This window comes from Bifidobacterium samirii (assembly GCF_003952945.1).
Lineage (GTDB): Bacteria > Actinomycetota > Actinomycetes > Actinomycetales > Bifidobacteriaceae > Bifidobacterium > Bifidobacterium samirii.
Genome location: NZ_QXGK01000015.1, coordinates 31,813 through 55,638, shown reverse-complemented (window position 1 = coordinate 55,638; position 23,826 = coordinate 31,813). Strand labels below are relative to the sequence as shown.

Annotated in this window: 21 protein-coding genes; 7 read left to right on the top strand and 14 right to left on the bottom strand. The window is 69.6% G+C overall.

Features of this window, described 5'->3' with window-relative positions:
- Window positions 1–49: 49 nt before the first annotated feature.
- Both D2E24_RS07585 and fmt read left to right on the top strand, forming a co-directional pair.
- Window positions 50–754 (top strand): HAD family hydrolase, encoded by a 705-nt coding sequence (locus D2E24_RS07585; RefSeq protein WP_125968737.1) that lies wholly within the window; start codon window positions 50–52, stop codon window positions 752–754.
- A 130-nt stretch (window positions 755–884) separates the two neighbouring features.
- Window positions 885–1,853 (top strand): methionyl-tRNA formyltransferase, encoded by a 969-nt coding sequence (gene fmt, locus D2E24_RS07580; RefSeq protein WP_125968736.1) that lies wholly within the window; start codon window positions 885–887, stop codon window positions 1,851–1,853.
- Window positions 1,854–2,139: 286 nt separating this feature from the next.
- Here fmt and D2E24_RS07575 read toward each other — a convergent pair whose 3' ends face one another.
- Window positions 2,140–3,078, bottom strand: a complete 939-nt coding sequence (locus D2E24_RS07575; protein ID WP_125968735.1) for a C39 family peptidase — start codon at window positions 3,076–3,078, stop codon at window positions 2,140–2,142.
- Window positions 3,079–3,226: 148 nt separating this feature from the next.
- Window positions 3,227–3,898 carry a phosphoserine phosphatase SerB gene (gene serB / locus D2E24_RS07570; RefSeq protein WP_125968734.1) on the bottom strand — a complete coding sequence of 224 codons (672 nt, stop codon included), beginning with the start codon at window positions 3,896–3,898 and terminating at the stop codon, window positions 3,227–3,229.
- Between the two features lie 71 nt (window positions 3,899–3,969).
- Between serB and arc the strand changes: the two genes are divergently transcribed.
- The 5 genes from arc to D2E24_RS07545 all read left to right on the top strand — a co-directional run bounded on the left by arc (window position 3,970) and on the right by D2E24_RS07545 (window position 10,236).
- Complete coding sequence (gene arc, locus D2E24_RS07565) at window positions 3,970–5,553, top strand: proteasome ATPase (RefSeq protein ID WP_125968733.1); 1,584 nt, start codon at window positions 3,970–3,972, stop codon at window positions 5,551–5,553.
- The gene (dop, locus tag D2E24_RS07560; protein ID WP_125968732.1) at window positions 5,550–7,199 is read left to right on the top strand and encodes a depupylase/deamidase Dop; all 1,650 of its coding nucleotides are present in this window, start codon (window positions 5,550–5,552) and stop codon (window positions 7,197–7,199) included. Before arc ends, dop begins: the two co-directional genes overlap by 4 nt.
- A gap of 220 nt (window positions 7,200–7,419) precedes the next feature.
- Entirely contained in the window at window positions 7,420–8,247 is an 828-nt protein-coding gene (locus tag D2E24_RS07555; RefSeq protein ID WP_125968746.1) for an inositol monophosphatase family protein, read from the top strand.
- 163 nt (window positions 8,248–8,410) lie between these two features.
- The gene (locus D2E24_RS07550) at window positions 8,411–8,608 is read left to right on the top strand and encodes a ubiquitin-like protein Pup (RefSeq protein ID WP_125968731.1); all 198 of its coding nucleotides are present in this window, start codon (window positions 8,411–8,413) and stop codon (window positions 8,606–8,608) included.
- 65 nt (window positions 8,609–8,673) lie between these two features.
- Window positions 8,674–10,236: a proteasome accessory factor PafA2 family protein gene (locus D2E24_RS07545; protein WP_125968745.1), complete on the top strand. Its 1,563-nt coding sequence runs from the start codon at window positions 8,674–8,676 to the stop codon at window positions 10,234–10,236.
- Window positions 10,237–10,480: 244 nt separating this feature from the next.
- Here D2E24_RS07545 and D2E24_RS07540 read toward each other — a convergent pair whose 3' ends face one another.
- The 12 genes from D2E24_RS07540 to D2E24_RS07480 all read right to left on the bottom strand — a co-directional run bounded on the left by D2E24_RS07540 (window position 10,481) and on the right by D2E24_RS07480 (window position 23,804).
- Entirely contained in the window at window positions 10,481–10,762 is a 282-nt protein-coding gene (locus tag D2E24_RS07540; protein WP_125968730.1) for an HU family DNA-binding protein, read from the bottom strand.
- A gap of 150 nt (window positions 10,763–10,912) precedes the next feature.
- The gene (locus D2E24_RS07535; RefSeq protein ID WP_125968729.1) at window positions 10,913–13,456 is read right to left on the bottom strand and encodes a lysylphosphatidylglycerol synthase transmembrane domain-containing protein; all 2,544 of its coding nucleotides are present in this window, start codon (window positions 13,454–13,456) and stop codon (window positions 10,913–10,915) included.
- A gap of 173 nt (window positions 13,457–13,629) precedes the next feature.
- Window positions 13,630–15,066 (bottom strand): adenylosuccinate lyase, encoded by a 1,437-nt coding sequence (gene purB / locus D2E24_RS07530; RefSeq protein WP_125968728.1) that lies wholly within the window; start codon window positions 15,064–15,066, stop codon window positions 13,630–13,632.
- Between the two features lie 182 nt (window positions 15,067–15,248).
- Entirely contained in the window at window positions 15,249–16,781 is a 1,533-nt protein-coding gene (locus tag D2E24_RS07525) for an esterase/lipase family protein (RefSeq protein ID WP_125968744.1), read from the bottom strand.
- Entirely contained in the window at window positions 16,781–17,227 is a 447-nt protein-coding gene (locus D2E24_RS07520) for a hypothetical protein (protein ID WP_125968727.1), read from the bottom strand. The genes D2E24_RS07525 and D2E24_RS07520 overlap by 1 nt, the downstream gene beginning before the upstream one ends.
- A 248-nt stretch (window positions 17,228–17,475) precedes the next feature.
- Entirely contained in the window at window positions 17,476–18,111 is a 636-nt protein-coding gene (locus D2E24_RS07515) for a DUF6466 family protein (RefSeq protein WP_125968726.1), read from the bottom strand.
- A gap of 26 nt (window positions 18,112–18,137) precedes the next feature.
- Window positions 18,138–19,202, bottom strand: a complete 1,065-nt coding sequence (locus D2E24_RS07510; protein WP_125968725.1) for a VWA domain-containing protein — start codon at window positions 19,200–19,202, stop codon at window positions 18,138–18,140.
- Window positions 19,199–20,275, bottom strand: coding sequence for a VWA domain-containing protein (locus D2E24_RS07505; protein ID WP_125968724.1), 1,077 nt, complete (start codon window positions 20,273–20,275; stop codon window positions 19,199–19,201). The genes D2E24_RS07510 and D2E24_RS07505 overlap by 4 nt, the downstream gene beginning before the upstream one ends.
- The gene (locus D2E24_RS07500; RefSeq protein ID WP_125968723.1) at window positions 20,272–20,856 is read right to left on the bottom strand and encodes a hypothetical protein; all 585 of its coding nucleotides are present in this window, start codon (window positions 20,854–20,856) and stop codon (window positions 20,272–20,274) included. Before D2E24_RS07500 ends, D2E24_RS07505 begins: the two co-directional genes overlap by 4 nt.
- On the bottom strand, window positions 20,853–21,836 hold the full coding sequence (locus tag D2E24_RS07495; protein ID WP_125968722.1) for a DUF58 domain-containing protein: 984 nt from the start codon (window positions 21,834–21,836) through the stop codon (window positions 20,853–20,855). The genes D2E24_RS07500 and D2E24_RS07495 overlap by 4 nt, the downstream gene beginning before the upstream one ends.
- Window positions 21,833–22,861, bottom strand: a complete 1,029-nt coding sequence (locus D2E24_RS07490) for an AAA family ATPase (protein WP_125968721.1) — start codon at window positions 22,859–22,861, stop codon at window positions 21,833–21,835. The genes D2E24_RS07495 and D2E24_RS07490 overlap by 4 nt, the downstream gene beginning before the upstream one ends.
- 232 nt (window positions 22,862–23,093) lie before the next feature.
- Window positions 23,094–23,804 (bottom strand): uracil-DNA glycosylase, encoded by a 711-nt coding sequence (locus tag D2E24_RS07480; protein ID WP_125968720.1) that lies wholly within the window; start codon window positions 23,802–23,804, stop codon window positions 23,094–23,096.
- Window positions 23,805–23,826: the final 22 nt, after the last annotated feature.

The window sequence follows — 23,826 nt, the reverse complement described above, 5'->3', positions numbered from 1 at the left end:
GGGACGATGGAGCGGGGCCGCACGGCCCGCAAGACGAATGGAGGCGCATATGAAAGGTTGGCCCGGAGAGCCGGACATGGAGCACGACGTGCTCATGGCCGACGGCAACGCCGCACAGGCCGCAGGCAAGCCCATCACCGACGTGATCTTCGACTTCGGCAACGTGCTCATCTACTGGGATCCCGCCGCGGCGCTCGTCGCCCGCTACGGGCAGGAGACGATCGACCGGTTCCTCGACGACGAGATCTCCGGATTCTACTCGATCAACGACCTGATGGACGCCGGCATGGGCGCCGACGAGGCCATCGCCCTGATGCGCGAGCGCCACGGCGACGAATGGGCCGACATCCTGCGCTACTACGTGGACAACTTCGAGGATTCGCTCACCGGCATCGTGCCCGGCATGCGCGTGCTCGTCAACGACCTGAAGGCCGCGGGGATCGGCGTGTGGGGCCTGTCGAACTGGGAGAAGGTGCTGTTCTCGGAGGCCGAACGGCTCTGCCCGCTGCTGCAGCTGCTCGACGGGCGCGTCGTGTCCGGGTTCGTGGGCCTGCGCAAGCCGCACCGCGACATCTACGACGAGGCGGTCCGCCGATTCGGCATCGACGCGTCGACGAGCGTGTTCGTCGACGACAAGGCGATGAACATCGTCGGCGCGAACGAGGCGGGCATCCGCGGCGTGCGCTTCTCCGACTCGCGCCGTCTGCGCGAGATCCTCATCGCCCAGGGCGTCGACATCCCGCCCGTGCGCTGACATCGCGCGCTGGCATCGTGCGTCGAATGCGAGCCGAACACATCCATATATCGAATACCTGTTGAACCATGGCCGTCCGGCCGCCCATGCGGCACGGGACGGCCTTTCACCGTTTGGGAGGAGAAAACCCATGCTGAAGATTCTGTTCGCCGGCACGCCGGACGTGGCCGTGCCGTCGCTGCGGGCGCTCGCCGCCGACACCGAGCACGTCGAGATCGTGGCGGTGCTGACCCGCCCGGACGCGCCCACGGGCCGCGGCCGCAGGCTGATGCCCAGCCCCGTCAAGCAGGCGGCGCTGGAACTGGACCTGCCGGTCATCGAATCCGACCCGTCGGAGACGGACTGCTTCGTGCACGAGCTGGCGGCCACCGGCGCGCAGGCGGCCGCGGTCGTCGCATACGGCAAGATCCTCAAGGAGCCGGTGCTCGACGCGCTGCCGCTGGGCTGGTACAACCTGCATTTCTCGATGCTGCCGCAGTGGCGCGGCGCCGCCCCCGTGCAGCGCGCGATCTGGGCGGGCGACCAGGCGACGGGCGTGACGGTGTTCCGCATCACGCGCGGCATGGACGCCGGTCCGATCGTCGCGCAGTGCGGCACGTCGATCGAACCGCATGAGACGGCCGGCGACCTGCTGTCGCGTCTGGCCGAATCCGGATCGTCGGTGCTGGTGCGCGCGATGCAGGCGGTCGACGCTGGCCGTGCGGCCGCGGTCGACCAGCAGCCGGGCGAGTATGCGAAGGCCGACAAGATCACCGTCGAGGACGCGCATATCGTGTTCGACGCGCCGGTGGAGGCCGTGGACCGGCAGATCCGCGCGTGCACGCCGAATCCGGGCGCATGGTGCGCATTGCACGCGGACGGCGGCGACGAGTCGGCGACGCTGCACGTGCTGCGCGCCCGTCCGGCCGACCCGGTCGATCCGACGGTGCCGGCCGCGCTGGAGCCGGGCCGTCTGGCGGCCGGCAAGCGCGCCGTCTGGGTGGGCACGGCGACGACGCCGCTGGAACTGACCGAGGTCAAGGCGCAGGGCAAGAAGGCGATGAAGGCCGCCGACTGGGCGCGCGGCGCCCGACTGGGCGACGCGGCCGTCTGCCGCTGATCGTGTGGGGCTCGCGTCGGAAGCGCCGACGCAAGCCCCACACAACCACGAAGCGGCTTATGACGAGCGGGGCGATACGCCTTCCGCACCGCATCGCAGAAGACTTCCCGGTTCATGCCCGCCCATAGGGGCAGCCGTCCCTCGGTTATTGAATCGTGATTTATTGAATCACGATTCATTGAATCACGATTCATTGAATCACGATTCAATAAGAAGTCGTTTTACGGGGCGCTTCACATGGTGTCGTATCAGGGTCGGCGATACGTGGATTTGTAGGGAAAGACGTTCAGTACAGATACGCCGGTTCCTCATTGTTGACGATGGCCGCAATGAACTCGTCGAACGAGGCCGTCTTCAGTCCGCCGTATGCGGCATCCTGCACCATATACGAAGGATCCATGAAATAAACGCTGTCGATGTCATTGCCGCCGTCGCGCAGGAGATAACCGGTGACCACCACCATATGGTTCGCTTCGGGCAACGTGGGATACAGGGTGTGCACGTCCACCGCGGCGAACAGCGGATCGTCGGTTGCGATGTCCGTAAGCAGCCGTCTTGAGAAATCGGCGGCGATCTGCGGATCGGTATCATACCGGGACAATGTCTGGATATGATATCCCGGATCCGACGGGCCGACGGTGTCGCTGCCGAACAGGTACCTATTGAGAACCCGCTGCATGTCGACGTACTCCGTTCCCGTTGCGGGTTTCGCATCGACCTGCGACGCGAGGTCTGCCTGACTCACGTCGATGCCCTTGTATCGCAATGCCATCTGCATGCTGGCCGGCGCGCACCAGTAGTTGGTCTCCTGGACGCTGGTGGTGAGATTCAGCAGTGCTTTGGCCGGACGCGTGTCCACGTTCGTTTGGCCGTCAGCTCCGTCTGCAGGCTGGTCCTGCCGAGACGTCTCAGTAGGTGTCGATGGATTGTCGTCGGCGGATTGATTATCGTCTGATTGGTTGGCGGTTGGTTGCTTGTCGACAGGCTGGTCACCGGGGGATTCGTCGAAGGGATGTTCCGCCGGCGTATTCTCATCGTTGAGTGGCGGGCGTTGAACGGAACCGGTTGATGGAACCGGTGCGTCCGTTCCCGGAATCGACGCCGATTCAGGATGCATCATTATTACGGCATAGCCAATGAACGCTACCGCCATCAGAATGATGACGGCGATGATCGCCATGAACCTGCCCGGTGCCTTGTTATGTATGAGGAATCTCTTGTTCATGGGAGTTCTCCCTTGATATGTTTTTATATTTCTTTTATTGTAAAGCTCCTCATTTTTTTGAAATATTTCCCTATTTGCAGCAACTTTGAAGAATGCAATGATTTGCGATAAAGCAAATCATTGCATTCATGACATTGGAATAGGCAATTTAATCCTGCAGCAGGTCGAGCACGCGCGTCAGGTCGCGCTCGTCGACGGCGTACGGGGCGGCGGCGCGGGTGCGTGGCTTGGCGCAGAACGCGACGCCCAGACCGGCGGCCTGGATCATCGGGATGTCGTTGGCGCCGTCGCCCACGGCGACGGTCTGCGACAGCGGCAGGCCGAGCTCGTCGGCCCACGCCTTGAGCGAGCGCAGTTTGACGTCCTTGGTGACGATCTCGCCGAGCACGCGGCCGGTCAGGCGGCCGTCCGACACCTCCAGCCGGTTCGCGATCCGATAGTCGAGATGCGCGTCCTCGGCGAGCATGTCCACGACCTCGTGGAAGCCGCCGGAGACGACGCCCACCTTCCAGCCGTGCGTGTGCAGTTCGTCGATCAGGTCGAACGCGCCGGTCGTGAAATGCAGCGAATCATGCACCTGCCGGAAGATCGATGCGGGCAGACCCTCCAGAAGGGCGACGCGTTCGCGCAGCGCCTGCTCGAAGTCGAGTTCGCCGCGCATCGCCCGCTCGGTGACGGCCGCGATGCGCTCGCCGCAGCCGGCCTCGTCGCCGAGACGGTCGATGACCTCCTCGTCGATGAGCGTGGAGTCGACGTCCATGACCAGCAGGCCGGGACGGGAGAGCGAAGGGACGGCGGGGGCGGTTGCTTGCAGACACATGCCTCCGATTGTCGAAAAACATTGCGACAATGAGGGGCGTCGTCTCGCAACATGGAAAGAGGGGAGAGGGGATGTCGGGCACTCCCGAGGAACTGGCGGCGCTCAACGACCGGCTGATGGAGAAGAACCACGCGCTCGCCCAGGCGCTCACCCGCGCCGGCAAGGAGCTGACGAAGGCCAAGTCGCAGCTGGCCCAACTGGCCCAGCCGCCGCTCACGTTCGCGACGATGGTGCGCGTCGACCGCGTCCACGTCGACGACGACGGCATCCAGCACGCCAGCGCCGAAGTGACCGCCGGCACCCGCCGCATGGTCGTGCCGGTCGCGGCGACCGTGAACGCGGCCCGGTTGGCGGCCGGCAACACGGTGATGCTCAACGAGAGCATGGTGCTCGTCGAACAGCGCGACCGCGACACGGCCGGCACGGTGCGCACCGTGCGCGAGACGTTCGACGACGGCCGGCTGATCGTGGCCGACGCGGGCGGCAACCCGCAGCTGGTGCGCCGCGCGAGCGCGCTCGCCGGCGAGCGGATCGAACGCGGCGGACGGGTCGTCGTCGATCCGTCGGGCCGCATGGCGATTGACGTGCTGCCCGAGGCGGACGACGCCGACCTCGTGCTCGAGGAGACGCCCGACGTGACGTTCGCCGACATCGGCGGCCTCGAATCGGAACTGGAACGCATCCGCGACGCCGTGCAGCTGCCGTACCGCCACCGCGACCTGTTCGCCCGCTACGGGCTCACCCCGCCCAAGGGCGTGCTCCTGTACGGTCCGCCCGGCAACGGCAAGACGCTCATCGCCAAGGCAGTCGCCAACGCGCTGGCCGAAGGCCGCGGCGGCACGTTCCTGTCGGTCAAGGGGCCGGAGCTGCTCAACAAGTACGTGGGCGAGTCGGAGCGTCTCATCCGGCTCATCTTCCGCCGTGCGCGCGAACTCGCCGCCGACGGCCGGCCCGTGATCGTGTTCGTCGACGAGATGGACTCGCTGCTGCGCACGCGCGGCTCGGGCGTCTCCTCCGACGTGGAGACGACCATCGTGCCCCAGTTCCTCGCCGAACTCGACGGCGTCGAACGGCTCGACAACGTGACCGTCATCGGCGCGTCCAACCGCGTCGACATGATCGACCCGGCCGTGCTGCGCCCCGGCCGGCTCGACGTGAAGATCCACGTCGACCGGCCCGGCCCCGCCCAGGCCGTCGCCATCGTGCGGCACTATCTGACCGACGATCTGCCGACCGCCGACGGCACCGATGCGGACACGCTCGCCCGCATGCTCGTTGACGACGCGTACGCGCGCGTCGAGACGCGCCGCCTGTGCGACGTGTGCGACGAGCACGGCGCATGGTCGCCGTTGCACCTGCGCGACGTGATCTCCGGGGCGATGCTGCGCAACATCGTCGACCGGGCCAAGACGCACGCCGTCAAGGCGAGCATCGCCGCCGGCGCGCCGGTCGCCATCGACGCGGCGACGATCGGCATGGCCGTGGAGGCCGAATGCGCGGAGAACCGCGATTCGATCCTCGACGCCGACCCCGTGCAGTGGAGCCTCGTCAACGGCATCCGCGCCGGCCGCGTCACACGCATCCGCGCCGCCGCGACGGACGGCGCGAACTACGGCACGACCGACGGAACCGAAGGAAAGGAACGGCACGCATGACGGTCAGACGAGTGATGGGCACCGAAACCGAATACGCGGTCTCCTACGCGGACGGACGCCACGCCAACCCGGTGAGACTGTCGTTCGACGTGGTCGACGCGGCCGCCACGCCCGAACGCCGGCACATCCGCTGGGACTACCGGCAGGAGGACCCCGTCAACGACATGCGCGGCACGCGCCTCGAACGCGCCGCCGCCCGCCCCGACATGCTCACCGACGCGCCGCAGGCCAACATCGTCAACACGATCGCCGCCAACGGAGGCCGCGTGTACGTCGACCACGCGCACCCCGAATACTCCGCGCCCGAAACCCTCGACCCGTTCGACGCGGTCCGCTACGACCACGCCGGCGACCGCATCATGCTCGCCGCCGCCCGCACCGCCTCCGAACGCACCGGCACGCCGATCGCCCTGCACCGCAACAACGTCGACGGCAAAGGCGCCAGCTGGGGCACGCACGAGAACTACACCACCGACCGGGCCGTCCCCTTCGACACGCTCGCCCGGCTCATGACCATCCACCTGACCACCCGCCAGATCTACACCGGCTCCGGCCGCGTCGGCATCGGCGAACGCGGCGAAACCGCCGGCTACCAGCTCAGCCAGCGCGCCGACTACATCCACATGAAGATCGGCCTGCAGACCACGTTCGACCGGCCCATCATCAACACGCGCGACGAACCCCACGGGCCCGCCGGCACCCGGCGCCTGCACGTCATCGTCGGCGACGCGAACCGCATGGACGTGCCCCAGACGCTCAAACTCGGCGTCACCAGCATGATCCTCTGGCTCGCCGAACACGCCGCCGAAGCCGGCTACGACCTCGATACGCTCATCGACGCGCTCGAGGCCGCCGACCCCGTCGATGCGATGCACACGATCTCGCACGACCTGACCCTGAGCACGCCCATCGCGCTCGCCGCCGGCGGCACCACCACCGCATGGCAGACGCAGGTCACGCTGCGCGCCGCCGTCTACGCCGCGGCCGCCGCCATCCACGGCACCGACGTGACCGGCGAACCCGCATGGCCCGACCGCTCCACCAAAGCCGTCATGACGATGTGGGGACAGGCGCTCGCCGACACCGCCGCGATCCGCCACGCCGACGACGACGCGCGTCTGACGATGGCCGACGAGGCGCGCCGCGTCGAATGGCTGTTCAAATGGCAGCTGCTGGAACGGCTGCGCCGACGCGGATCGTTCGACTGGTCGGACGCGCGGCTGGCCGCGCTCGACCTGAGCTGGGCGGCGCTCGACCCAGCCGCGTCCGTGTACGCGAAGCTCGCGTCGCGCACCGAACGCGTCAACTCCGACGCCGACGAGACACGGGCCACGATCGAGCCTCCGGCCGACACGCGCGCCTGGCTGCGCGCCGCCATCGTGGACCGGCATCCCGGGCAGGTCGTCGCCGCATCCTGGTCGCATCTGACCGTGCGCGACGAGACAGCCGACGCGGGCGCGGGCGGCGCGGACGACACGTACGGCAACGCGAGCCGGCGGCCGACGGGCGCGGCGGGCCTCGTGTCATTGGACATGAGCGACCCGCTCGCGTTCGGTCGGGAGCGGTGTGAACGAGTTGTGGACGAATGTTCGTCGGCCGCGCAAATCGTGTCGGAACTCGGCGGGAACATCCCGGTCCGCCGGTAACATCGAAGCATCAATCGAAAAGGCGAGGGACGGGGAGCCGGGGGAGACCCGGAACGCCCTCGCGCGCGGCAGGGCCGCGCCCACGGCACACGACAGCACACCAACGACAGCAACGACATCCACCAACGAAACCACGACACGATCGGCACCGCCGGCATGTCCGCGGCACGCCGCCGGACGGCCGGCCCGATCGGTCCCATCACGGACGGGAGGCACGATGATGGAACTGAGAGAACTCGCCCTGGAAGTGGCGCGCATCACCCAGGATGCGGGACGCCACGCGCTCACCGACCAGACCAACCCCAGGGACCTGAAGAGTCTGGACATGTCCGCGCACCAGCGCACCGAACTCGACGTCGACGATCGACTGGCGCGCTTCATCGCGAACCGCATCTCGTACGTCGAACCCTTCGACGGCCTGTGGGAGGAGCGCCCCGAGGAGTGCAAGCCGGGCGAACGCTACTGGTGCATCGGCAAGATCGACGGCGTGATGAACTACTCGCGCAACATGCCCGAATGGTCGATCACCGTGTCCCTGTTCGAATTCAACGAAGAGGGCTCCGCCCAGCCGATCCTGGGCGTCGTGCACGCGCCGGGCCTCGGCCTGACCTACCTGGCCGCCAAGGGCAAGGGCGCGATCCGCATCCGCCGCACCCCGATCGGCGACAAGCGCGAGAAGATCATCCCCTCGACCACCGAGCACCTCGACGGGTCGGTCGTGTGCTACGGCATGTCGTACGTGCCGGCCGAATCGAAGCGCTCGCTCGACGTGGTCGCCGCGATCGCCGGCCGTCCGGCCGACATCAAGCGCGTCGGGCCCGCGTCGCTCGACCTGTGCAAGGTCGCCGACGGCACGTACGACGCGTACTTCGAGCCGCACCTGCACAAGTGGGACGTGCCGGCCGTGTCGGCGGGCGCCGTCGTCGTGTGGGAGGCGCAGGCCAAGCTGCGCACCTGGACCGGCGGCCAGATTCACTGGCGCCGCGAGAACGACATCGTCGCATCCAACGGACTCATCATCGACGAGCTGCGCCCGTACCTGGCGTAGCGCGTCGCCCCCTCCGGACGTATGTCCGGACGATAACATCATCATTGCCGCTCCGCCGTCCGCATCGCGGGAGGCGCGCGGCGGACCGTCGGCCGCACCCGTCATCATGGGTGCGGCCGACGTCGTATCGGCGCCGGGACCAGCGCCAGCGTAAGGAGGAACCATGCCCCAGGAATTCGAACGTGCCCAGGCCGCCCAGACCGCCGCGGACCTGACCGAGGAGACGGCCGCCGCCCAGAGCGCGCCCGCCGTGCAGGAGACCGACGACATCCTCGACTCGGTGCTCGACGACATCGCGTCGGTGCTCGAAACCAACGCCGAGACGTACGTGAACAGCTTCGTGCAGAAGGGCGGCGAGTGATGCCGCAGCTGCGCGACAGCACCAACAGCCCCTCCAGCCTGCCGTCCCTCGCCGACGCCGGCGTCATGGGCGGCGTGGCGGCGACGACGGACGGCGCGGTACTCGGCGGCGGCGCCGACGCTACGGGCTGCGTGCCGGCGTTCGAGGGATTCGACCGGATCTTCGGCCTGGAGACCGAATACGGGGTGTCCGTCACCGGCGCAGGCCGGCCCGTCGACGCCGGCGACGTGGCGATGCGCATGTTCCGTCCCATCGTCTCGCGCTCCCGTTCGACCAACACGTACCTGACGAACGGGTCGCGCCTCTACCTCGACGTCGGCTCGCACCCCGAATACGCGACCGCCGAGGCGCGCGACCCGATGGGCGCGCTCGAACAGGACCTCGCTGGGGAGCAGGTCATGGCCCGCCTCGCCTCGCAGGCGCAGCACGACCTGCGCGAGGCAAGCGGCGGCGCCAACGGTGAAACAAGCCGTGAAACACTCGCCGTGCATGTGTACAAGAACAACGCCGACTCCGCCGGACACTCGTTCGGCTGCCACGAGAACTATCTGGTGCGCCGCTACGTGCCGCTCGAACAGGTCGAGCACGAACTGCTGCCGTTCCTCATCACCCGCCAGCTGTACACCGGCGCCGGCCGCGTCACCGACGACGGATTCGAGATCACCCAGCGCGCCGACTTCCTCGACGAAGCCGTCTCCTCCGCCACGACCCGCGCCCGGCCGATGGTCAACACGCGCGACGAACCCCACGCCGACCCCGACGCCTACCGGCGCCTGCACGTCATCATCGGCGACTCCAACCGCTCCCAGTGGGCCACCTGGATGAAACTCGCCGTCACCCACCTCGTGCTGTGCGTCATCGAGGAAAGCGCCCGACTCGGCGTACCGAGCGGATTCGACGCGTTCACGCTCGCCGACCCCGGCGAGGCGAACCGTGCCGTCAGCCGCGACCTGACCTGCCGGACCGCGCGGCTGCGGCTCGCGCACCCGCTTGACGGCAGCGGCGACGATGCCGACGTCGACGGCGGCACCGCCGACGGGGCGGCGACCGGCGACGACGGCACAATCACCGCGCTCGACATCCAATACCGGTATCTGGCCATCGTCGAACGGTTCATCGCCGACCATGACGCCGCGATGCGCGCCGCCCTGCCCGACGGCGTCCTGACCCGCATCCTCGACGAATGGCACGCCGTGCTCGACGCGCTGCGCGACGGCGAACGCGACCGCATCGCCGACCGCGTCGACTGGGCCGCCAAACTGCGCCTGTTCGAAGCGCTCCACGCGCGCGCCGGACGCGTCCCGCAGACCCGCCTCGCCCAACTCGACATGGACTACCACGACATCGCATCCGGCACGCTCTACGAGTCGATGCTGCGACGCGGCGCGATCCGCCGGCTCGCCGACGACGCGACCGTCGAATGCGCGCTGCGCGAACCCCCGGCCGACACGCGCGCCGCACTGCGCGGCCGATTCGTCGCCGCGGCGCTCGCCGCCGGCGCGAAGTTCTCCTGCGACTGGACGAGGCTGACCCTGACCAGCCCCGAACACCGCGAGGCCGTCATCCTCGACCCGTTCGGCTCCGAACCGACCGACGACTGCCGCCGGCTCATGGCCGCGCTCGACTGATCCCCGCCACGGCTGTCCGCGGACTGCGGTTTGTATGCGCCACGACGAGGTGGCCGCATGCAAACCGCCGGAATGGGCCCCCGAAACCGCGGTCTGTATGCGGCCGTATCGTCCCGACGCATACAAACCGCAGGCGCGAAGACCCCGACGAAGCCCCGGGCGGATACGGCCCCGGATATGCGAAGGCCCCGACGCTCGCGGTCGGGGCCTTACCTCTACAAGACTGCTTGGGGCAGATCCGAGCTTACTCGGTGACGGCCTTCTTCAGCAGGGAGCCGGCGGACAGCTTGACGCCGTAGGTCGCCGGAATCTCGATGGTCTCGCCGGTGCGCGGGTTGCGGCCCGTGCGAGCGGCGCGCTTGACGCGCTCGGCGGAGAACAGACCGGTCAGCTTCAGGCCTTCGCCCTCACGCATGGCCTCGACGAACACGTCCTGGAAAGCATTGACAGCAGCCTCGGCCTGAGCCTTGGTCAGGTTGGACTTCTGGGCGATCTTCGAGACGAGATCAGACTTGTTGTATGCCATAAAGCATCCTTCTTGAGTCAGGGGAAGACCCTCCTGAGTCGAGCCTTCCACACGTTCATACTGAATAATAGCGCACGATGCGACCATTCGGCATGTTTTCCAAGGGTTTGCGCCGATGTTCGCCACCGTCGCGAGCGGGCCCGGACCAGCTCAGATGAGGTTGCGCCGGTCGAGCCATCGCATCGCGAACGCGCCCAGCGGGATGCGCAGCCAGTAGAAGACGACGCGGTACAGCAGCGTCGCGGAGACGGCCACGCCGGCCGGGACGCCCATCGCGCCGAACGAGACCGCCAGCGCTGCCTCCACGCCGCCCAGACCGCCCGGCGTGGGCAGGGCCGAGCCGAGCGCGTTGGCCAGCAGGAAGATGAACAGCGTCTCGATCGGATTGGTCGGCTGGCCGAATGCGAGCAGCGCCACCCAGAATCCCAGTCCGGTGGCGACGTTGAGCACCAGCATGCCCAGGATGCTGAACGTCAGCTCCTTGGGGTTGGTGAGCACGTCGAGCAGCTGGCGCGCGTACGCCCTGACGAGCGGCACCACCCGTCCGACCACCCAGCGACGCACCGGAGCGACCATCATCGCGACGGCCAGCGCCATGAGCACGACGCCCACGACGACGATCAGCGTGTTCGTGGGGATCATGCCGCGCAGCGCGTCGCTGCCGGTGAACAGGCCCAGCAGAAGCATCATGACGACGGTGCCGCCGTAGTAGACGGCGAGTACGGCGCTCATGATCGCCGTGGCCGCCGTGTTCCGGTAGCCGCTGCGGCGCAGGAACTGCAGGTTCACGAACGCGGGGCCCACGCCGGCCGGCATCGACACCATCGCGAAGCCCTGCGCGACCTGCGACATGAACACGCCCAGCGGATTGCGACGCTCCGGGGCGATGAACGCGCCCAGTTCCAGCGCCGAGCCGAGCCAGGCGACCAGTCCCAGCGCCAGACAGACGAGCGCCATGCGCGGGTTGGCGTTGCGCACCGCGGCGATGATCTCGTCGGGCTTCATCTGCGTGAACACGACCGCCACGGCCACGACCAGCAGCGCGATGCCGACGAACGAGCGCACGCTGAAGCGCGACAGCGTCACCGGCTCCATCGACTCGGCCACGTCCTGCGGGGCGAGCGCGCGCAGGCGGGCACGCAGGTCGTCGAGCACGTGCCGGTCCCACTCGTCCATCGCGCGCGTGGCGGACGGGATCGCGGCCTTCTGCACGAACGGGGCGAGGGCGACCATCGTGTCGTCGCCCCACACGTCGCGTCCGGCGGCGACGGCGCGATCGGGGCCGATGAGCACGGCCAGCAGCGTGAGCAGCTGCACCTGGTCGAGCGCGACGCTCGCCGGCGTGCTCGCATCGTCGCCGTTATGCCAGCCGGCGATGATCGGCGTGCCCGATTCGAGCCGGGCGAGCGTGTCGGGGGTGATGCGCCGGTGCGTGTAGCCGCGGCGGTTGGCGACCGACAGGAACCGCATGAGCGCGACCGCGTCATCGTCGTCGAGCGTGTCGAGGTTACACGCGTGCATCGCGTCCGCGCCGCGCAGCACGAGGATCGACGTCTCGCCCGTGTCGGCCACGCCGTACACGTCGGGCGTGGGCAGGCCGGCGTTGTGCAGGCCGAGCATCATCGCCATGTGATGCTGCGTCGCCTCCCTGGGGGAACGGTCGCGGCGCGAGTCGACGCCGGTGAATCGGATCCACTGCCACAGCTGACGCACGTAGCCGGCGGTGCGCGCCTGCGCGTCGAGCGCGGAGACGACGAAGCGGCGACCGCGGTCGTCCTCGACGTCGTAGAGGCGCGAGCCTTCGACCAGGTCATCGTCGAGCGAGGCGCGCAGCGTGCGATGGGAGGTGTCGCCGCCGACGTCGACGCGGCGCGACAGCGATGTGACGGTGATGCCGATGCCCTGCAGCGCCTGCGCGAGCTCCGCACCCCACGTGCCCTGGTTCTTCGTGCCGACCGCGAAGCGCAGCAGCATGCCCGACAGGCGGCCCGCGGCGAACGAGACGAGCACGCCGGCCACCGAATTGACCGACAGGACGACCAGCAGCGCACCCACCGTATACAGGATGTTCCAACCCCATTTGACGGCGGAGCGGGTGCGGCGCGGCCCGGCCGCGGTCAGCAGGGCCGCCGCGCCCGCATAGAAGTCGGGCAGCAGCGTCGAACCGACGGGATTGTTGGGCGAGCTGAGCGCGGCGACGAGCGACGGATCGCCGAAGCCGGAGACCGCCACCGACAGTGCCCACGCGACGGCCAGGCCCGCGAACAGGGCGAGGACCGACACGGCCGTCTGCACCCATTCGCGGCTGACGAGCAGCTGGACGAGCGCCATGACCACGATGCTGACGATCGCCAGCTGCTGGAGCATCGACACGGGCAGGTCGACCATCCAGTTGAGCGCCTGGCCGGCGGTGTGCGCGTCGGACTCCACGCCGGTGGTGATGCCGCTCAGGTAGATGGACGACAGCATGACCACCGCGGCCAGGATCACCGCGCCGGCGGCACGGAACAGGTCGCCGAAGTCGTGCACGCGGCGCGGCGGCACGTCGTCGATATGCGGGTCCGCCGCGCTCGGGGGACGGGAGAGGACGGCGACCGGCGTCGCGCCGGCGGCATGGCCGTCGCGGACGTCGGCGCGGGCGTCGTCATGGTCGGCGGCGTCGTGCGGGGACGCCGCCCGGATCTGATCGGTCATCGGCACCTTTCGTAGGAACGGATGAATGATGATGAAGGAAGGACGGGGAATCGCGGGGACGATAATCGGACGGCCCGCCCGTCCGTGCGGTCACGGGCGGGCGGGCCGGAAGGTCCGTCGGAGCCGTGCCGGCCGCGCGCGTCGCGCTTCCGGCCGTACGGCTCCGGGCTGCATCAGCGGGCGAAGTCGACCAGCTTGGAGGCGACGCCGGTGTAGGAGGCGGGGGTGAGCGCCTTGAGACGGGCCGCGGTCTCCTCGTCGAACGACTGCGCGTCGATGAACGCCTCGACCTGCGCCTGGTCGATCTCGTGGCCGCGCATCAGCTCCTTGACCTTCTCGTACGGCTTGTCCATACCCGGCAGGCCCTTGAGCTCGCAGGCGCGCATCGCCGTCTGGATCGGCTCGCCGAGCACCTCCCAGTTCTCGTCCAGCTCGCGTTCGATGACGATCGCGTTCGGGTGGATGGACTTGAGGCCGCCCATCAGGTTGTACAGGGCCAGCTGCGAGTAGCCGAGCGCCGAGCCGATGTTGCGCTGCGTGGTCGAATCGGTCAGGTCGCGCTGCCAGCGGGATTCGACGAGCGTGGCCGACAGGGTGTCGAGCAGCGAGCAGGACAGCTCGAAGTTGGCCTCCGCGTTCTCGAAACGGATCGGGTTGACCTTGTGCGGCATCGTGGACGATCCGGTGGCGCCCTTGACCGGCACCTGCGCGAACACGCCGCGCGAGATGTACATCCACACGTCCACGCACAGGTTGTGCATGATGCGGTTCGCATGGGAGACGGTGCCGTACAGCTCGGCCTGCCAGTCGTGGCTTTCGATCTGCGTGGTCAGCGGGTTCCAGGTCAGGCCCATGCGGTTCTCGACGAACTCGCGCGAGACGGCGATCCAGTCGACCTCCGGGCAGGCGGCCAGATGCGCGCCGAACGTGCCGGTCGCGCCGTTGATCTTGCCCAGATACTCCTGGCTCTCGATGTGCCTGAGCTGGCGGGTCAGACGGTACACGTAGACGGCGAGCTCCTTGCCGAGCGTGGTCGGCGTGGCCGGCTGGCCGTGCGTGAGCGACAGCAGCGGCATGTCGCGGTACTCGTCGGCCTTGGCGGCCAGATGGTCGATGATCTCCTTGAACGCGGGCGTCCACACCTGCTCCATCGCCTGCTTGACGCACAGCGCGGTCGACAGGTTGTTGATGTCTTCGGACGTGCAGGCGAAGTGCACGAGCGTCTTGAGACGGTCGTTGATGTGCGGCATCGACGCGGTCGCCTTGGCGAACTGGTCGTCGATGTAGTATTCCACGGCCTTGACATCATGATGGGTGACGGCCTCGTGCTTGGCGTGCGCGGCGATGCCCTCCGCGCCGAACTCCTCGGGGATGGCGCGCAGGAACGCCTGCTCCTCGGCGGTGAACGGCTCGACGCCCTCGATGAGCGGCTCGTAGCCGTTGCCCTCGAAGCCGTTGGCCAGAAGGATCATCCATTCGACCTCGACGTGCATGCGCTCGCGGTTGAGGGCCGGCTCGCTCAGGTATTCGACGAGCGGGGCGGTGGTGTTGTGGTAGCGGCCGTCGAGCGGGGTGAGTGCGATTGCGGGGGAGATATCGGTAAGATTCATGGTCCCTAGGGTACTTCCAGCCGTGAACCGCGCTCCGGACGGCATGATGCGATGGCATGACGCGGCGGGTCGGCATGGCGGCGGATGCGATGGCATGACGCGGCGGCATGCCGCGTGCCCGGCCCGGCGGCGGAGGGCGCAGGTCCGGCGTTTCCGCGCCGGTCGGCCCCGCCCTCCGCCGGTCAGTGCGACATGCGGCCCTCATAATAGTGCGTTTCGGCGAGCGTGCCGCCGATCGTCTCCCGGAAATGCCGCTCATGCTCGGCCAGCGCGTACGAGCCGAGGTCGCTGGCGTTGCGGTAGGCGGCCTGATGATATTCGATCCAGTGGGTGATCTCCTTGCCGTCCGCGTCGGTGCGCACCGGTTCGCCCGCGTAGGCGTTCGCCCGGGCCGACGCCGCGTCTCCCGGCGTGCACGATCCGTCGGCGCCGATCGTGCCGATGCCGGCCTCTTCGGTGCGCGAGGCGACGCCGCGCACCGTCAGCCAGTGCTCGGTGGCGGGATTGGCGGCGCCGTCGAGCGCGGCGACCAGCTCGTCCTCCATTTCGATGCTGGTCACCCATGTACGTTCCGGGATCGGATGGTTGGCGACGGGCGAGCCTGCGGTGACGACATGGTCGATGCGGTACTCGTCGGCCAGGTCGGCGGCGATGGTCGCGGCGACGATGCCGCCCTGCGAATGGCCGATGAGCGCGACCGGCTCGTCGGCGCCGATGCCGGCCTGCCGCATCGCCTCGGCGACCATGCGCGCGCTGTCGGCGCTCATGCGGCGCTGCGGATCGTCGCTCATCAATTCCACGTTCTGCGGCCAGCCGAACGGCGAGTCGGGCTGCCCGTCGGTGCCGGGGATCGTGACGAGCCACGACGAGGTGCCGTCGTCACGCTCATAGCGTTGGATCGCGATCGTCGCATAGTCGAGGCCGCTGTCGAGGTCGATCTTGCCGAGCCGCTCCTCGGCGAGGCGGCGCAGGTTCTCGAGCGACTGGGCGACCGAATGCGATTCGCCGACGACCGTCACGTCGGTCGAGACCTCGCGCACGGTGAGCGTGCCGCCCTGCCGCAGCGCGTCGATCGGCGCGGTGACGCGTGCGATCCGGTCGGCCGCGGCGTTCACCTCGTCGGTGCGCGCCAGTCCGGAGACGGGGCCGATGCCGCCGACCTTCGACGCGACGCCGCCGAGCAGACCCTCCTGCACGGTGGACGTGGACGTGAGCGCCCACACCGGGTTGAACCGGCCGTCCGCGACGGACCCGCCGACGACGCCGGCCGCGGCGAGTCCGGCCGCGCCGAGCGCGGTACGCCCGGGGAACACGCCGGCCGCGGCCTGCACGATCTCGTTCGTGACGCGCCGCACCGCGGATTCGGCGCCCTCATAGAGCGAATGCGCGCGGATGAGCAGATCGGCCATCTCCTCAAGCCGCAGGGCGATCCGGTCGCAGTCGACCGCATGCTGCCCGCACCGGCGGTCGATCTCGGCATAGGGCAGCGTGCTGTGGCCGTCCACAGGCGTGTACGGGTCCGATGCGATCGGACACAGCGGCGCGGCGGCATGGTTGGCGCGCATGCGCAGCATCGACGACGACCATGCGTGGGCGGCATTGCGCCACGCACCCGCCTGATCGCCGATCAGCGCGGCCGCGGCACGGTAGGCGGCCTCGTCGGCGGCGCTATAGCGGGGACCGCCGTGGATGTACGACGTGACCTCCCAGCCCATCACGCACCTCCCCATGCGAGCGGGCGTATCCGGTCGGCGTCGTCGGCGACGCCCGCCGCAAGCCGGGCGACCTCGTCGAGCCGGTCATGGAACAGGGAGGCAGCGTTGCCCTGCCAGTCGAGGTCGGCAGTCGCGGACGGCAGCGCGGCGGCACCGTCCGCCGCTGCGCGTGTCAGGGCGACGTCCGATTCGATCAGGTCGCGGTTGGATTGGACGGCGGCGGCGCAGCCGCAGACGCCGGCCGTCAGGAACGCGGGGGTCACCGGTCCGGACAGCGGTTGCATGAGCGGTCCCGAACCGCCCGATCCGCCCGAGACGGACGAGCCGGACGAGCCGGCCGTGGACGCCGACGCCCGGCCGGCGGCGAAGGGAGTGACGGCGGAGGGGAAGGCGGCGGACGATCCGCCGAACGCCGTGGACTGCGAAGGGAACGTGAAACTGGTCATGGCCCCATTAACGGGGATGCGGGCGGCGACGTCCAGCGCGAACGGGCCATGTGGTCGAAAGCTCGCGGTTATCCACATCGCGGCGTGTCGTTCCACATACGCGGTTATCCACAGGCATGCCGAATTGAGGGCAGGGAGGGGAACCTGCGAGAGAGATGGTCAGGAGCATGCACGCCCGTCGGAGAATCGGGGCATGCTCCGTTCCGGTCCGGAGCCGGGCGGCTGGCCGGGAACCGGAACGAAACGCATCACCAGGGCTTGGACGTGTTGCCCGTGTTGTTCGTCGTGGTCTGCGACTTGTCGGTCGTCTGCGATTCGCCCAGATCCGTCGACTGCTCGTTGGACGCCAGCAGCTCCTCGATCTGCCGACGCTGCTCGTCGGTCAGCCCGTCATCGGCGGAGTCGCCGGAGTCGCCGGCATCGCCGGAACCGTCGGAACCACCGTCGGACGTCGCATCGTCAGCCGACGAACCGTCGTCGGAACCGGCCAATTCGGCCGCGATCAGCCTCGTCAGCCGCTGCGACACGTCGGCGTTGGCGGCGATGTCGGCGCGCAGCGACGGCAGCAGCAGCACGCCGGCCGCACCCGCGTCGGCGAACTGCGCATCGACCTGCCCCTGCAGCGTGGCGAGACGGTCGTAATCGGGCGTCTCGCCGGCCACGGCGGCGATGTCCTCCTTCAGCCGGGACGTCGCCTGCGAGAACGCGTCGGCTGCACGCAGATTCACGACGCCCACGGCAGCGACGCCCAACGCGAGCACCGCGGCGGCCGCGCACAGGACGCGCGCCGGCAGCCCAGCCCGGGGCGCGCGGCCGGCCGCGCCACGGACATCCGCGCCCCCGACGCCGGTCACATCCTCATCCACGGCATCATCCGCGGCCATACCCGCACGGTTGCGATCACGGTTCCTCACAGCAGCCTCCTCGACATGACGATCCACGCGCCCGCCTCCCACGCGGCCAACACGAGCACGACGGCCGCCAACGGCCAGACGACCGGGGTCGTGCGCTCGCGCCGCTTGACCGTGGACGTCACCTGCCAGCGCCGCGACGCCTCGGCGGACCGGCCGTCCGCCATCGTCGTCGCGGCATCGACGTGCAGATACGTGCCGCTGATCTCGTCGGCGATCGCGCCCAGCGTCGCCTCGTCCATCCTCGATACGCCCGGCTCGCCGGTATCCGGGTCGATGACCCAGCCGTCGCCGTCCGCCTGCGCACCGCCGTCCGACGACCCGTCCGAACCGTCCGAACCGTCCGACGCGACCCCGTCGCGGACGACCGGGATGCGCCCGCCCTCGGTCGACCCGACGCCGATGACGAACCCGTCGTCCAGATAGCGACGCAGCGTCGAGAACGAGCGGCGCTCGCCGGTCGACGTCTGCTCGCCGTCGGTGATCAGATACAGCACGATCGCGTCGTCGGGACGCTCCTCGCGCAGGTCCTTGAGCGAGAGCAGCAGCCGGTCGAGCGGCGCGTCGAGGCTCGACCCGCTCGATACGCTCGTCGCCTCGGGGGCGAGCGTATCGGCCCACGTGCCGATCGCATGCGTGTCGGGGGTGAGCGGCACGTCGACGCTGCCGGTCGCGCCGAAGCGCAACACCATGAAGCTCGCATCCGGGTAGAGGGCGGTGATGTCACGCACCGCGTCCTTCGCCGCATCGAGACGGCCGATCGTCTCGTCGGACCCGTAGTGCGCGTCGGCGACGGCCATCGAACCGGTCACGTCGACCGCCACGACCACGTCGGTCGCGTTCACCGCACGGCTGTCGGTGCTCGTCACGACGCTCGGCGTCAGCAGCATCAGCGCGACCGTAAGACACAGCAGCGCGCGGCGCACGCATGCGGCCGTCGTCTCGTCGCTCGACGCGCGGCGGCGCACATGCACGGCCACGACGGCCGCGCCCAGCGCGAACATCGCCATGGCGAGCGCCACGCCGAACCATCCGAGCGCGGGGGAGAGGGTGAATCCGTTCATCGGCGCGACCTCCATGCGAATGCGACGAATCCGGCGAGCGCGAGCGCGAGCGCGAGCGTCCACCAGCCGGGCGCGTCGACGACGGCGGCCTTCACGTCGGATTCGTCCCGGGCGATGCGCCGGCGGTCGATCTCGCGTACGAGCGATTCGACGGTCGTGCCGTCGGATTGGGTGAGGAACGTGCCGTCGTGCGCTTCGATGAGATCGCGCATCTGGGTGGTCGTCTCATCCGATTCGCTGGATTTGGGGCCGGAGAACAGGCCGTCGACGGTGATGCCGGCGCCGTGGACGAGGTCGAGCGCTTCGGCGAGCGTGTACGACGGGTCTCCGGATACGACGTTGTCGGTGGCGAGCACGATCGACGCGGCCCGGTGGCGCGCCGACTGGGCGCCGGTCGCGGACCCGTAGGCGAAGCCGGGCAGCATGGCCGCGCAGCTGACCACGCCGTCGCCGATGAGCGACGTCGCGTTGCGCCGGTTCTGCGTGCCTTCGAGCCAGTCGGCGATCCGCTGGTACTGTTCGTCGCTCATCGCGTCGATGTCCTCCTGGGTTTCGACGCCGCGCAGCGTCTCGACGGCCTGCCTGAGCTGGTCGGCGACCAGGTCGTAGTCGTCGGTGAGGGGGAACACGGTGCGCGACGTCGAGTTGAAGATGCTCAGGCCGATCCGCTCGCCCTGGAAGCGCGACACGAGGCTCTGGTACGTTTCGAGCACCTCGCGGTCGTAGGGGAGCGTGGATCCGGACACGTCGAGGCATAGGACGATGTCGCGCCGGGCGGAGCGCTCCTCGCCGCCGGCGATGACGGATGGGCGCGCCAGCAGCGCGACCGCGAGCGCGAGCACGACGGCGAGCATCGCCGCGGCGGCGCGCGTGAGCCTGCGCCAGCGCCGCATCAGCATCGCGGCGCGTTCGGTCGCCAGATCGTCGTCGAGCGAGAACACGGGTGCGGGAGCGTCGGCCGAAGCGTGCCGCCTCGCGTGCAGGGCGTGCCCGGCGACGACGAGCGCGACGAACGCGATCGCGCCCAACGCGGCCGCGGGGGCCGCCCACGGCCATTGCCATGACAGGGTCATCGGCGCCACCTTTCGATCAGATCGTCCACCCATCCGGCGGCCTGCCGCACGTCGGCGGCGCCGGCCTGCCGGTCGAGCGCCGGATCGGCGAACTCGGGCGGGTAGAGGGCCGCGATGGTCTGGCGCAGCAGGTCGAACCCGCCACGCATGCCGGTCGACCGCGGCATGCGGTTGAGGTCGACCAGGGTGCGGGCGCTCATGTCGTCGCCGGTGCGCGCCGACGCGAACGCGCGCGCCACCTGCGCGAGCCTCACGAACGCCTCCTGACGGTCGATCGCGCCCGATTCGAAGCCGTCGACGATGTCGGCGACCATGCGATGCCATCGCCCGGCGGCCGCACCGTCGACGTGCGCGCCGCGCCGGTCGCGGGTCCGGCGCGCACGACGCGGCCGCGACAGGAACCAGACGAGGACCGCGAACAGCACGGCCGCGACGAGGCAGCCGGCGACGGCCACGGTGAGCGGACCGGCCAGATCGGCCGGTTCGACCGGCGTCAGGCCGGTCACGTCGATCGCGGCGACGTGCGGGACGGGCCGCCACGCACGGCCGGGAAGATACGTCATCAACGAAGATCCGGTCATCGCGCTCCTCCCGTCTGCGCCCGCGGATACGGCCGTCCGGCCGACGCGAGGGCGACGATGCGCACGAACTCGTCGAACATGGCGTCGCTGGACGCGGCGCGGATCATGCGCGAACCGCACCGATCGAGCTCGCGGCGCAGCGTGTCGGCGGTGACGCCGCGGTGGACGCGCACCTCCTGCGACGCCGCCGCGTCACGCAGGAACGCCGGCACCCGGCGGCCGCTCACGCCGTCGGCGAAGCGGACGCCCGACGCCGGGTCGAACGGGTCGGCGGTCGCCACGTCGATGAGCACCAGCGGATGCGTGCGCGCGATGCGGCCGATCGCCTCGACATGCCGCGCGTCGAGCGCATGCTCGTCGGTGGCGAGCACGACCAGCGCGTCACGGTCGCGGATGCGGCGCGCATAGTCGAGCAGCGCGTCGATGTTGCGGCCATGCTCCCACGGACGGTCGAGCGCCTCGTCGAGCACGCGGCCGAACCGCGCGTAGCCGCCGGTGAACGGGATGCGGGCGATGCGCTCGGCGTCGCCGAACACGAGCGAGATGTCGTCGGAACGCCGCAGCGACAGCGCGGCGAACATGCGCAGCGCGTTGGCCGCGACCCGCCACGCCGGCTCGCCCGACTCGCACACGCCGGTCATCGGACGCGACGCGTCGACGAGCATCCACACGCGGCCGGTGACGCGGCGCTCGCGCTGCACGATCATCGGCCGGCCCTGGCGGGCGCTGGCCTTCCAGTCGATGAGCCGCGCCTCGTCGCCCGCCTCGTAGGCGCGCACGTCCATGACGTCGTCACCGCCGCCGCGGCGGCCGGACGCGTGCTCGCCCTCGAGGATGCCCAGCGCGCGGCGCGCGGTCGGCAGGCTCAGCGACGCGCCCAGCGTCTCGATGCGCCTGCGGATCCGCAGGTCCGCATCGGCGGCGTCGCCGGCGATCGAGGCGTCGGAGACGGCCGGAACGGATTGGGGGGCGCCGATCATGGGACGGGGACCGCGCGCACGATCGAGTCGACGACCTGGTCGGCGTCGACGCCGTCGGCCATCGCCTCGAACGTGAGGATGATGCGGTGGCGCAGGATCTCGGCGGCGAACGCCCTGACGTCCTCCGGGATCACGTAGTCGCGTCCGGCGAGCAGCGCGTTCGCCTGGCCGACGCGCACGAGCGCGATCGAGGCGCGCGGGCTGGCGCCCAGACGCACCAGCTGGGACAGGCCCTTGACCGGCCGGGAGCCGGCGCCGCGCGACGTGGCGGCGATATCGACCGCGTAGCGCATGATCGCGTCCGACACGTGCACGCGGCGGGCCGCGGCGCGCAGGAACTCCACGTCATGCAGCGAGATCGCGTCCGGATTCGTCTGTGACGGGTCGAGCGTGTCGGTGCCGCGGCGCGTGACCAGCGCGAGCATCGCCGCCTCCTCGTCGGGCGACGGGTAGGTCATGACCGTCTTCATCATGAAACGGTCCATCTGCGCCTCGGGCAGGTTGAACGTGCCCTCCTCCTCGATGGGGTTCTGCGTGGCGATGACCATGAACGGCTTCGGCAGCGCGATGCGCTCGCCGCCGATCGTCGTGGCGCCCTCGGCCATCGCCTCGAGCATCGCCGACTGGGTCTTGGCGTTGGAACGGTTGATCTCGTCGAGCAGGACGATGTTGGCGTGGATCGGGCCGATCTGCGTCGTGAAGCGCTGGGAGGCGAAGTCGAACACCTGCGTGCCGGTCAGGTCGGACGGCATGAGGTCCGGCGTGCACTGGACGCGGCGGAACGATCCGGACACGCAGGACGCGAGCGTCTGCGCGGCCGTGGTCTTGGCCAGGCCCGGCACCGATTCGATGAGGATGTGGCCGCCGGCGACGAGCGTGGCGATCAGCGACTCGCGCAGCCGCTCCTGGCCGACGAGCGCGGCAGCGAAGCGCGTGCGGACACGCTCGACGAGACGACGGGCGCGTTCGACGTCGTCCGCGCCCAGCGGCGTCGTCGCCGTGGCCGCGGCGTGCGGCGACGACATGGCGGCGGACGCCGGGAACGACGCGGCCGCGCCGGTCGGGCCGGTCGTTGCGGAGAGGGAGGGGAAGGCGGCGGACGGCACGGCCGGGACCGTGCCCGTCGTCGGAGGGACGGGAGCCGGCGCGGACGGGCGCGGCGGCGTGTTCGGTGTCGTCGGGAACAATGGCATGCGCCCCACTGTAACCTCACTCGCTGTCAATGCGCCGGAGCCCGCCCCGCCGTTCGCCCATGGCCTACGCGGCCGGCAGCGCCCAGTCGACCGGTTCGGCGCCCATCGCCTCGAGCGCCTGGTTGGCGCGGGAGAAGGGGCGGGATCCGAAGAATCCGCGCGAGGCGGACAGGGGGCTCGGGTGCGGCGACTTGATGATGAACGCGTTGGTGAGCAGCGGCTCCAGGCTCTGCGCGTTGCGGCCCCACAGGATCGCGACGAGCGGACGCGGGTTGCCGTGCTCGTCGACGCGCGCGTTCAGGGCGCGGATCGCCTCCTCGGTGACGGCCTCCCATCCCTTGCCCTGATGCGAGTTCGGACGTCCCTCGCCGACGGTCAGGCACCTGTTGAGCAGCATGACGCCCTGCCGCGTCCACGGGGTCAGGTCGCCGTTGGCGGGCGCCGGCACGCCGAGATCGGCCATGAGCTCCTTGTAGATGTTGACCAGGCTCTTGGGCAGCGGGCGCACGTCGGGCGCCACGCAGAAGCTCAGCCCCACCGGATGCCCGGGCGTGGGGTAGGGGTCCTGGCCGACGATGAGCACCTTGATCGAGTCGAAGGGGATCGTGAACGCGCGCAGGATGTTGCGCGAGGCGGGCAGGTAGCGGCGTCCGGCGGCGAGCTCGGCGCGCAGGAAGTCGCCCATGCGGTGCACGTCCGGTTCGACCGGGGCCAGCGCCTGCGCCCAGCCGGTCTCGACGAGTTCGGAAAGCGGTTTGATGCGAGTGGTGTCCATGCGGCCCACTCTAGCCGCACGC

Excerpts from the sequence above, each read along its gene's own strand:
- D2E24_RS07585 (WP_125968737.1), top strand. The coding sequence starts at position 50 with ATGAAAGGTTGGCCCGGAGAGCCGGACATGGAGCACGACGTGCTCATG.
- fmt (WP_125968736.1), top strand. The coding sequence starts at position 885 with ATGCTGAAGATTCTGTTCGCCGGCACGCCGGACGTGGCCGTGCCGTCG.
- D2E24_RS07575 (WP_125968735.1), bottom strand. The coding sequence starts at position 3,078 with ATGAACAAGAGATTCCTCATACATAACAAGGCACCGGGCAGGTTCATG.
- serB (WP_125968734.1), bottom strand. The coding sequence starts at position 3,898 with ATGTGTCTGCAAGCAACCGCCCCCGCCGTCCCTTCGCTCTCCCGTCCC.
- arc (WP_125968733.1), top strand. The coding sequence starts at position 3,970 with ATGTCGGGCACTCCCGAGGAACTGGCGGCGCTCAACGACCGGCTGATG.
- dop (WP_125968732.1), top strand. The coding sequence starts at position 5,550 with ATGACGGTCAGACGAGTGATGGGCACCGAAACCGAATACGCGGTCTCC.
- D2E24_RS07555 (WP_125968746.1), top strand. The coding sequence starts at position 7,420 with ATGGAACTGAGAGAACTCGCCCTGGAAGTGGCGCGCATCACCCAGGAT.
- D2E24_RS07550 (WP_125968731.1), top strand. The coding sequence starts at position 8,411 with ATGCCCCAGGAATTCGAACGTGCCCAGGCCGCCCAGACCGCCGCGGAC.
- D2E24_RS07545 (WP_125968745.1), top strand. The coding sequence starts at position 8,674 with ATGGGCGGCGTGGCGGCGACGACGGACGGCGCGGTACTCGGCGGCGGC.
- D2E24_RS07540 (WP_125968730.1), bottom strand. The coding sequence starts at position 10,762 with ATGGCATACAACAAGTCTGATCTCGTCTCGAAGATCGCCCAGAAGTCC.
- D2E24_RS07535 (WP_125968729.1), bottom strand. The coding sequence starts at position 13,456 with ATGACCGATCAGATCCGGGCGGCGTCCCCGCACGACGCCGCCGACCAT.
- purB (WP_125968728.1), bottom strand. The coding sequence starts at position 15,066 with ATGAATCTTACCGATATCTCCCCCGCAATCGCACTCACCCCGCTCGAC.
- D2E24_RS07525 (WP_125968744.1), bottom strand. The coding sequence starts at position 16,781 with ATGGGCTGGGAGGTCACGTCGTACATCCACGGCGGTCCCCGCTATAGC.
- D2E24_RS07520 (WP_125968727.1), bottom strand. The coding sequence starts at position 17,227 with ATGACCAGTTTCACGTTCCCTTCGCAGTCCACGGCGTTCGGCGGATCG.
- D2E24_RS07515 (WP_125968726.1), bottom strand. The coding sequence starts at position 18,111 with ATGGCCGCGGATGATGCCGTGGATGAGGATGTGACCGGCGTCGGGGGC.
- D2E24_RS07510 (WP_125968725.1), bottom strand. The coding sequence starts at position 19,202 with ATGAACGGATTCACCCTCTCCCCCGCGCTCGGATGGTTCGGCGTGGCG.
- D2E24_RS07505 (WP_125968724.1), bottom strand. The coding sequence starts at position 20,275 with ATGACCCTGTCATGGCAATGGCCGTGGGCGGCCCCCGCGGCCGCGTTG.
- D2E24_RS07500 (WP_125968723.1), bottom strand. The coding sequence starts at position 20,856 with ATGACCGGATCTTCGTTGATGACGTATCTTCCCGGCCGTGCGTGGCGG.
- D2E24_RS07495 (WP_125968722.1), bottom strand. The coding sequence starts at position 21,836 with ATGATCGGCGCCCCCCAATCCGTTCCGGCCGTCTCCGACGCCTCGATC.
- D2E24_RS07490 (WP_125968721.1), bottom strand. The coding sequence starts at position 22,861 with ATGTCGTCGCCGCACGCCGCGGCCACGGCGACGACGCCGCTGGGCGCG.
- D2E24_RS07480 (WP_125968720.1), bottom strand. The coding sequence starts at position 23,804 with ATGGACACCACTCGCATCAAACCGCTTTCCGAACTCGTCGAGACCGGC.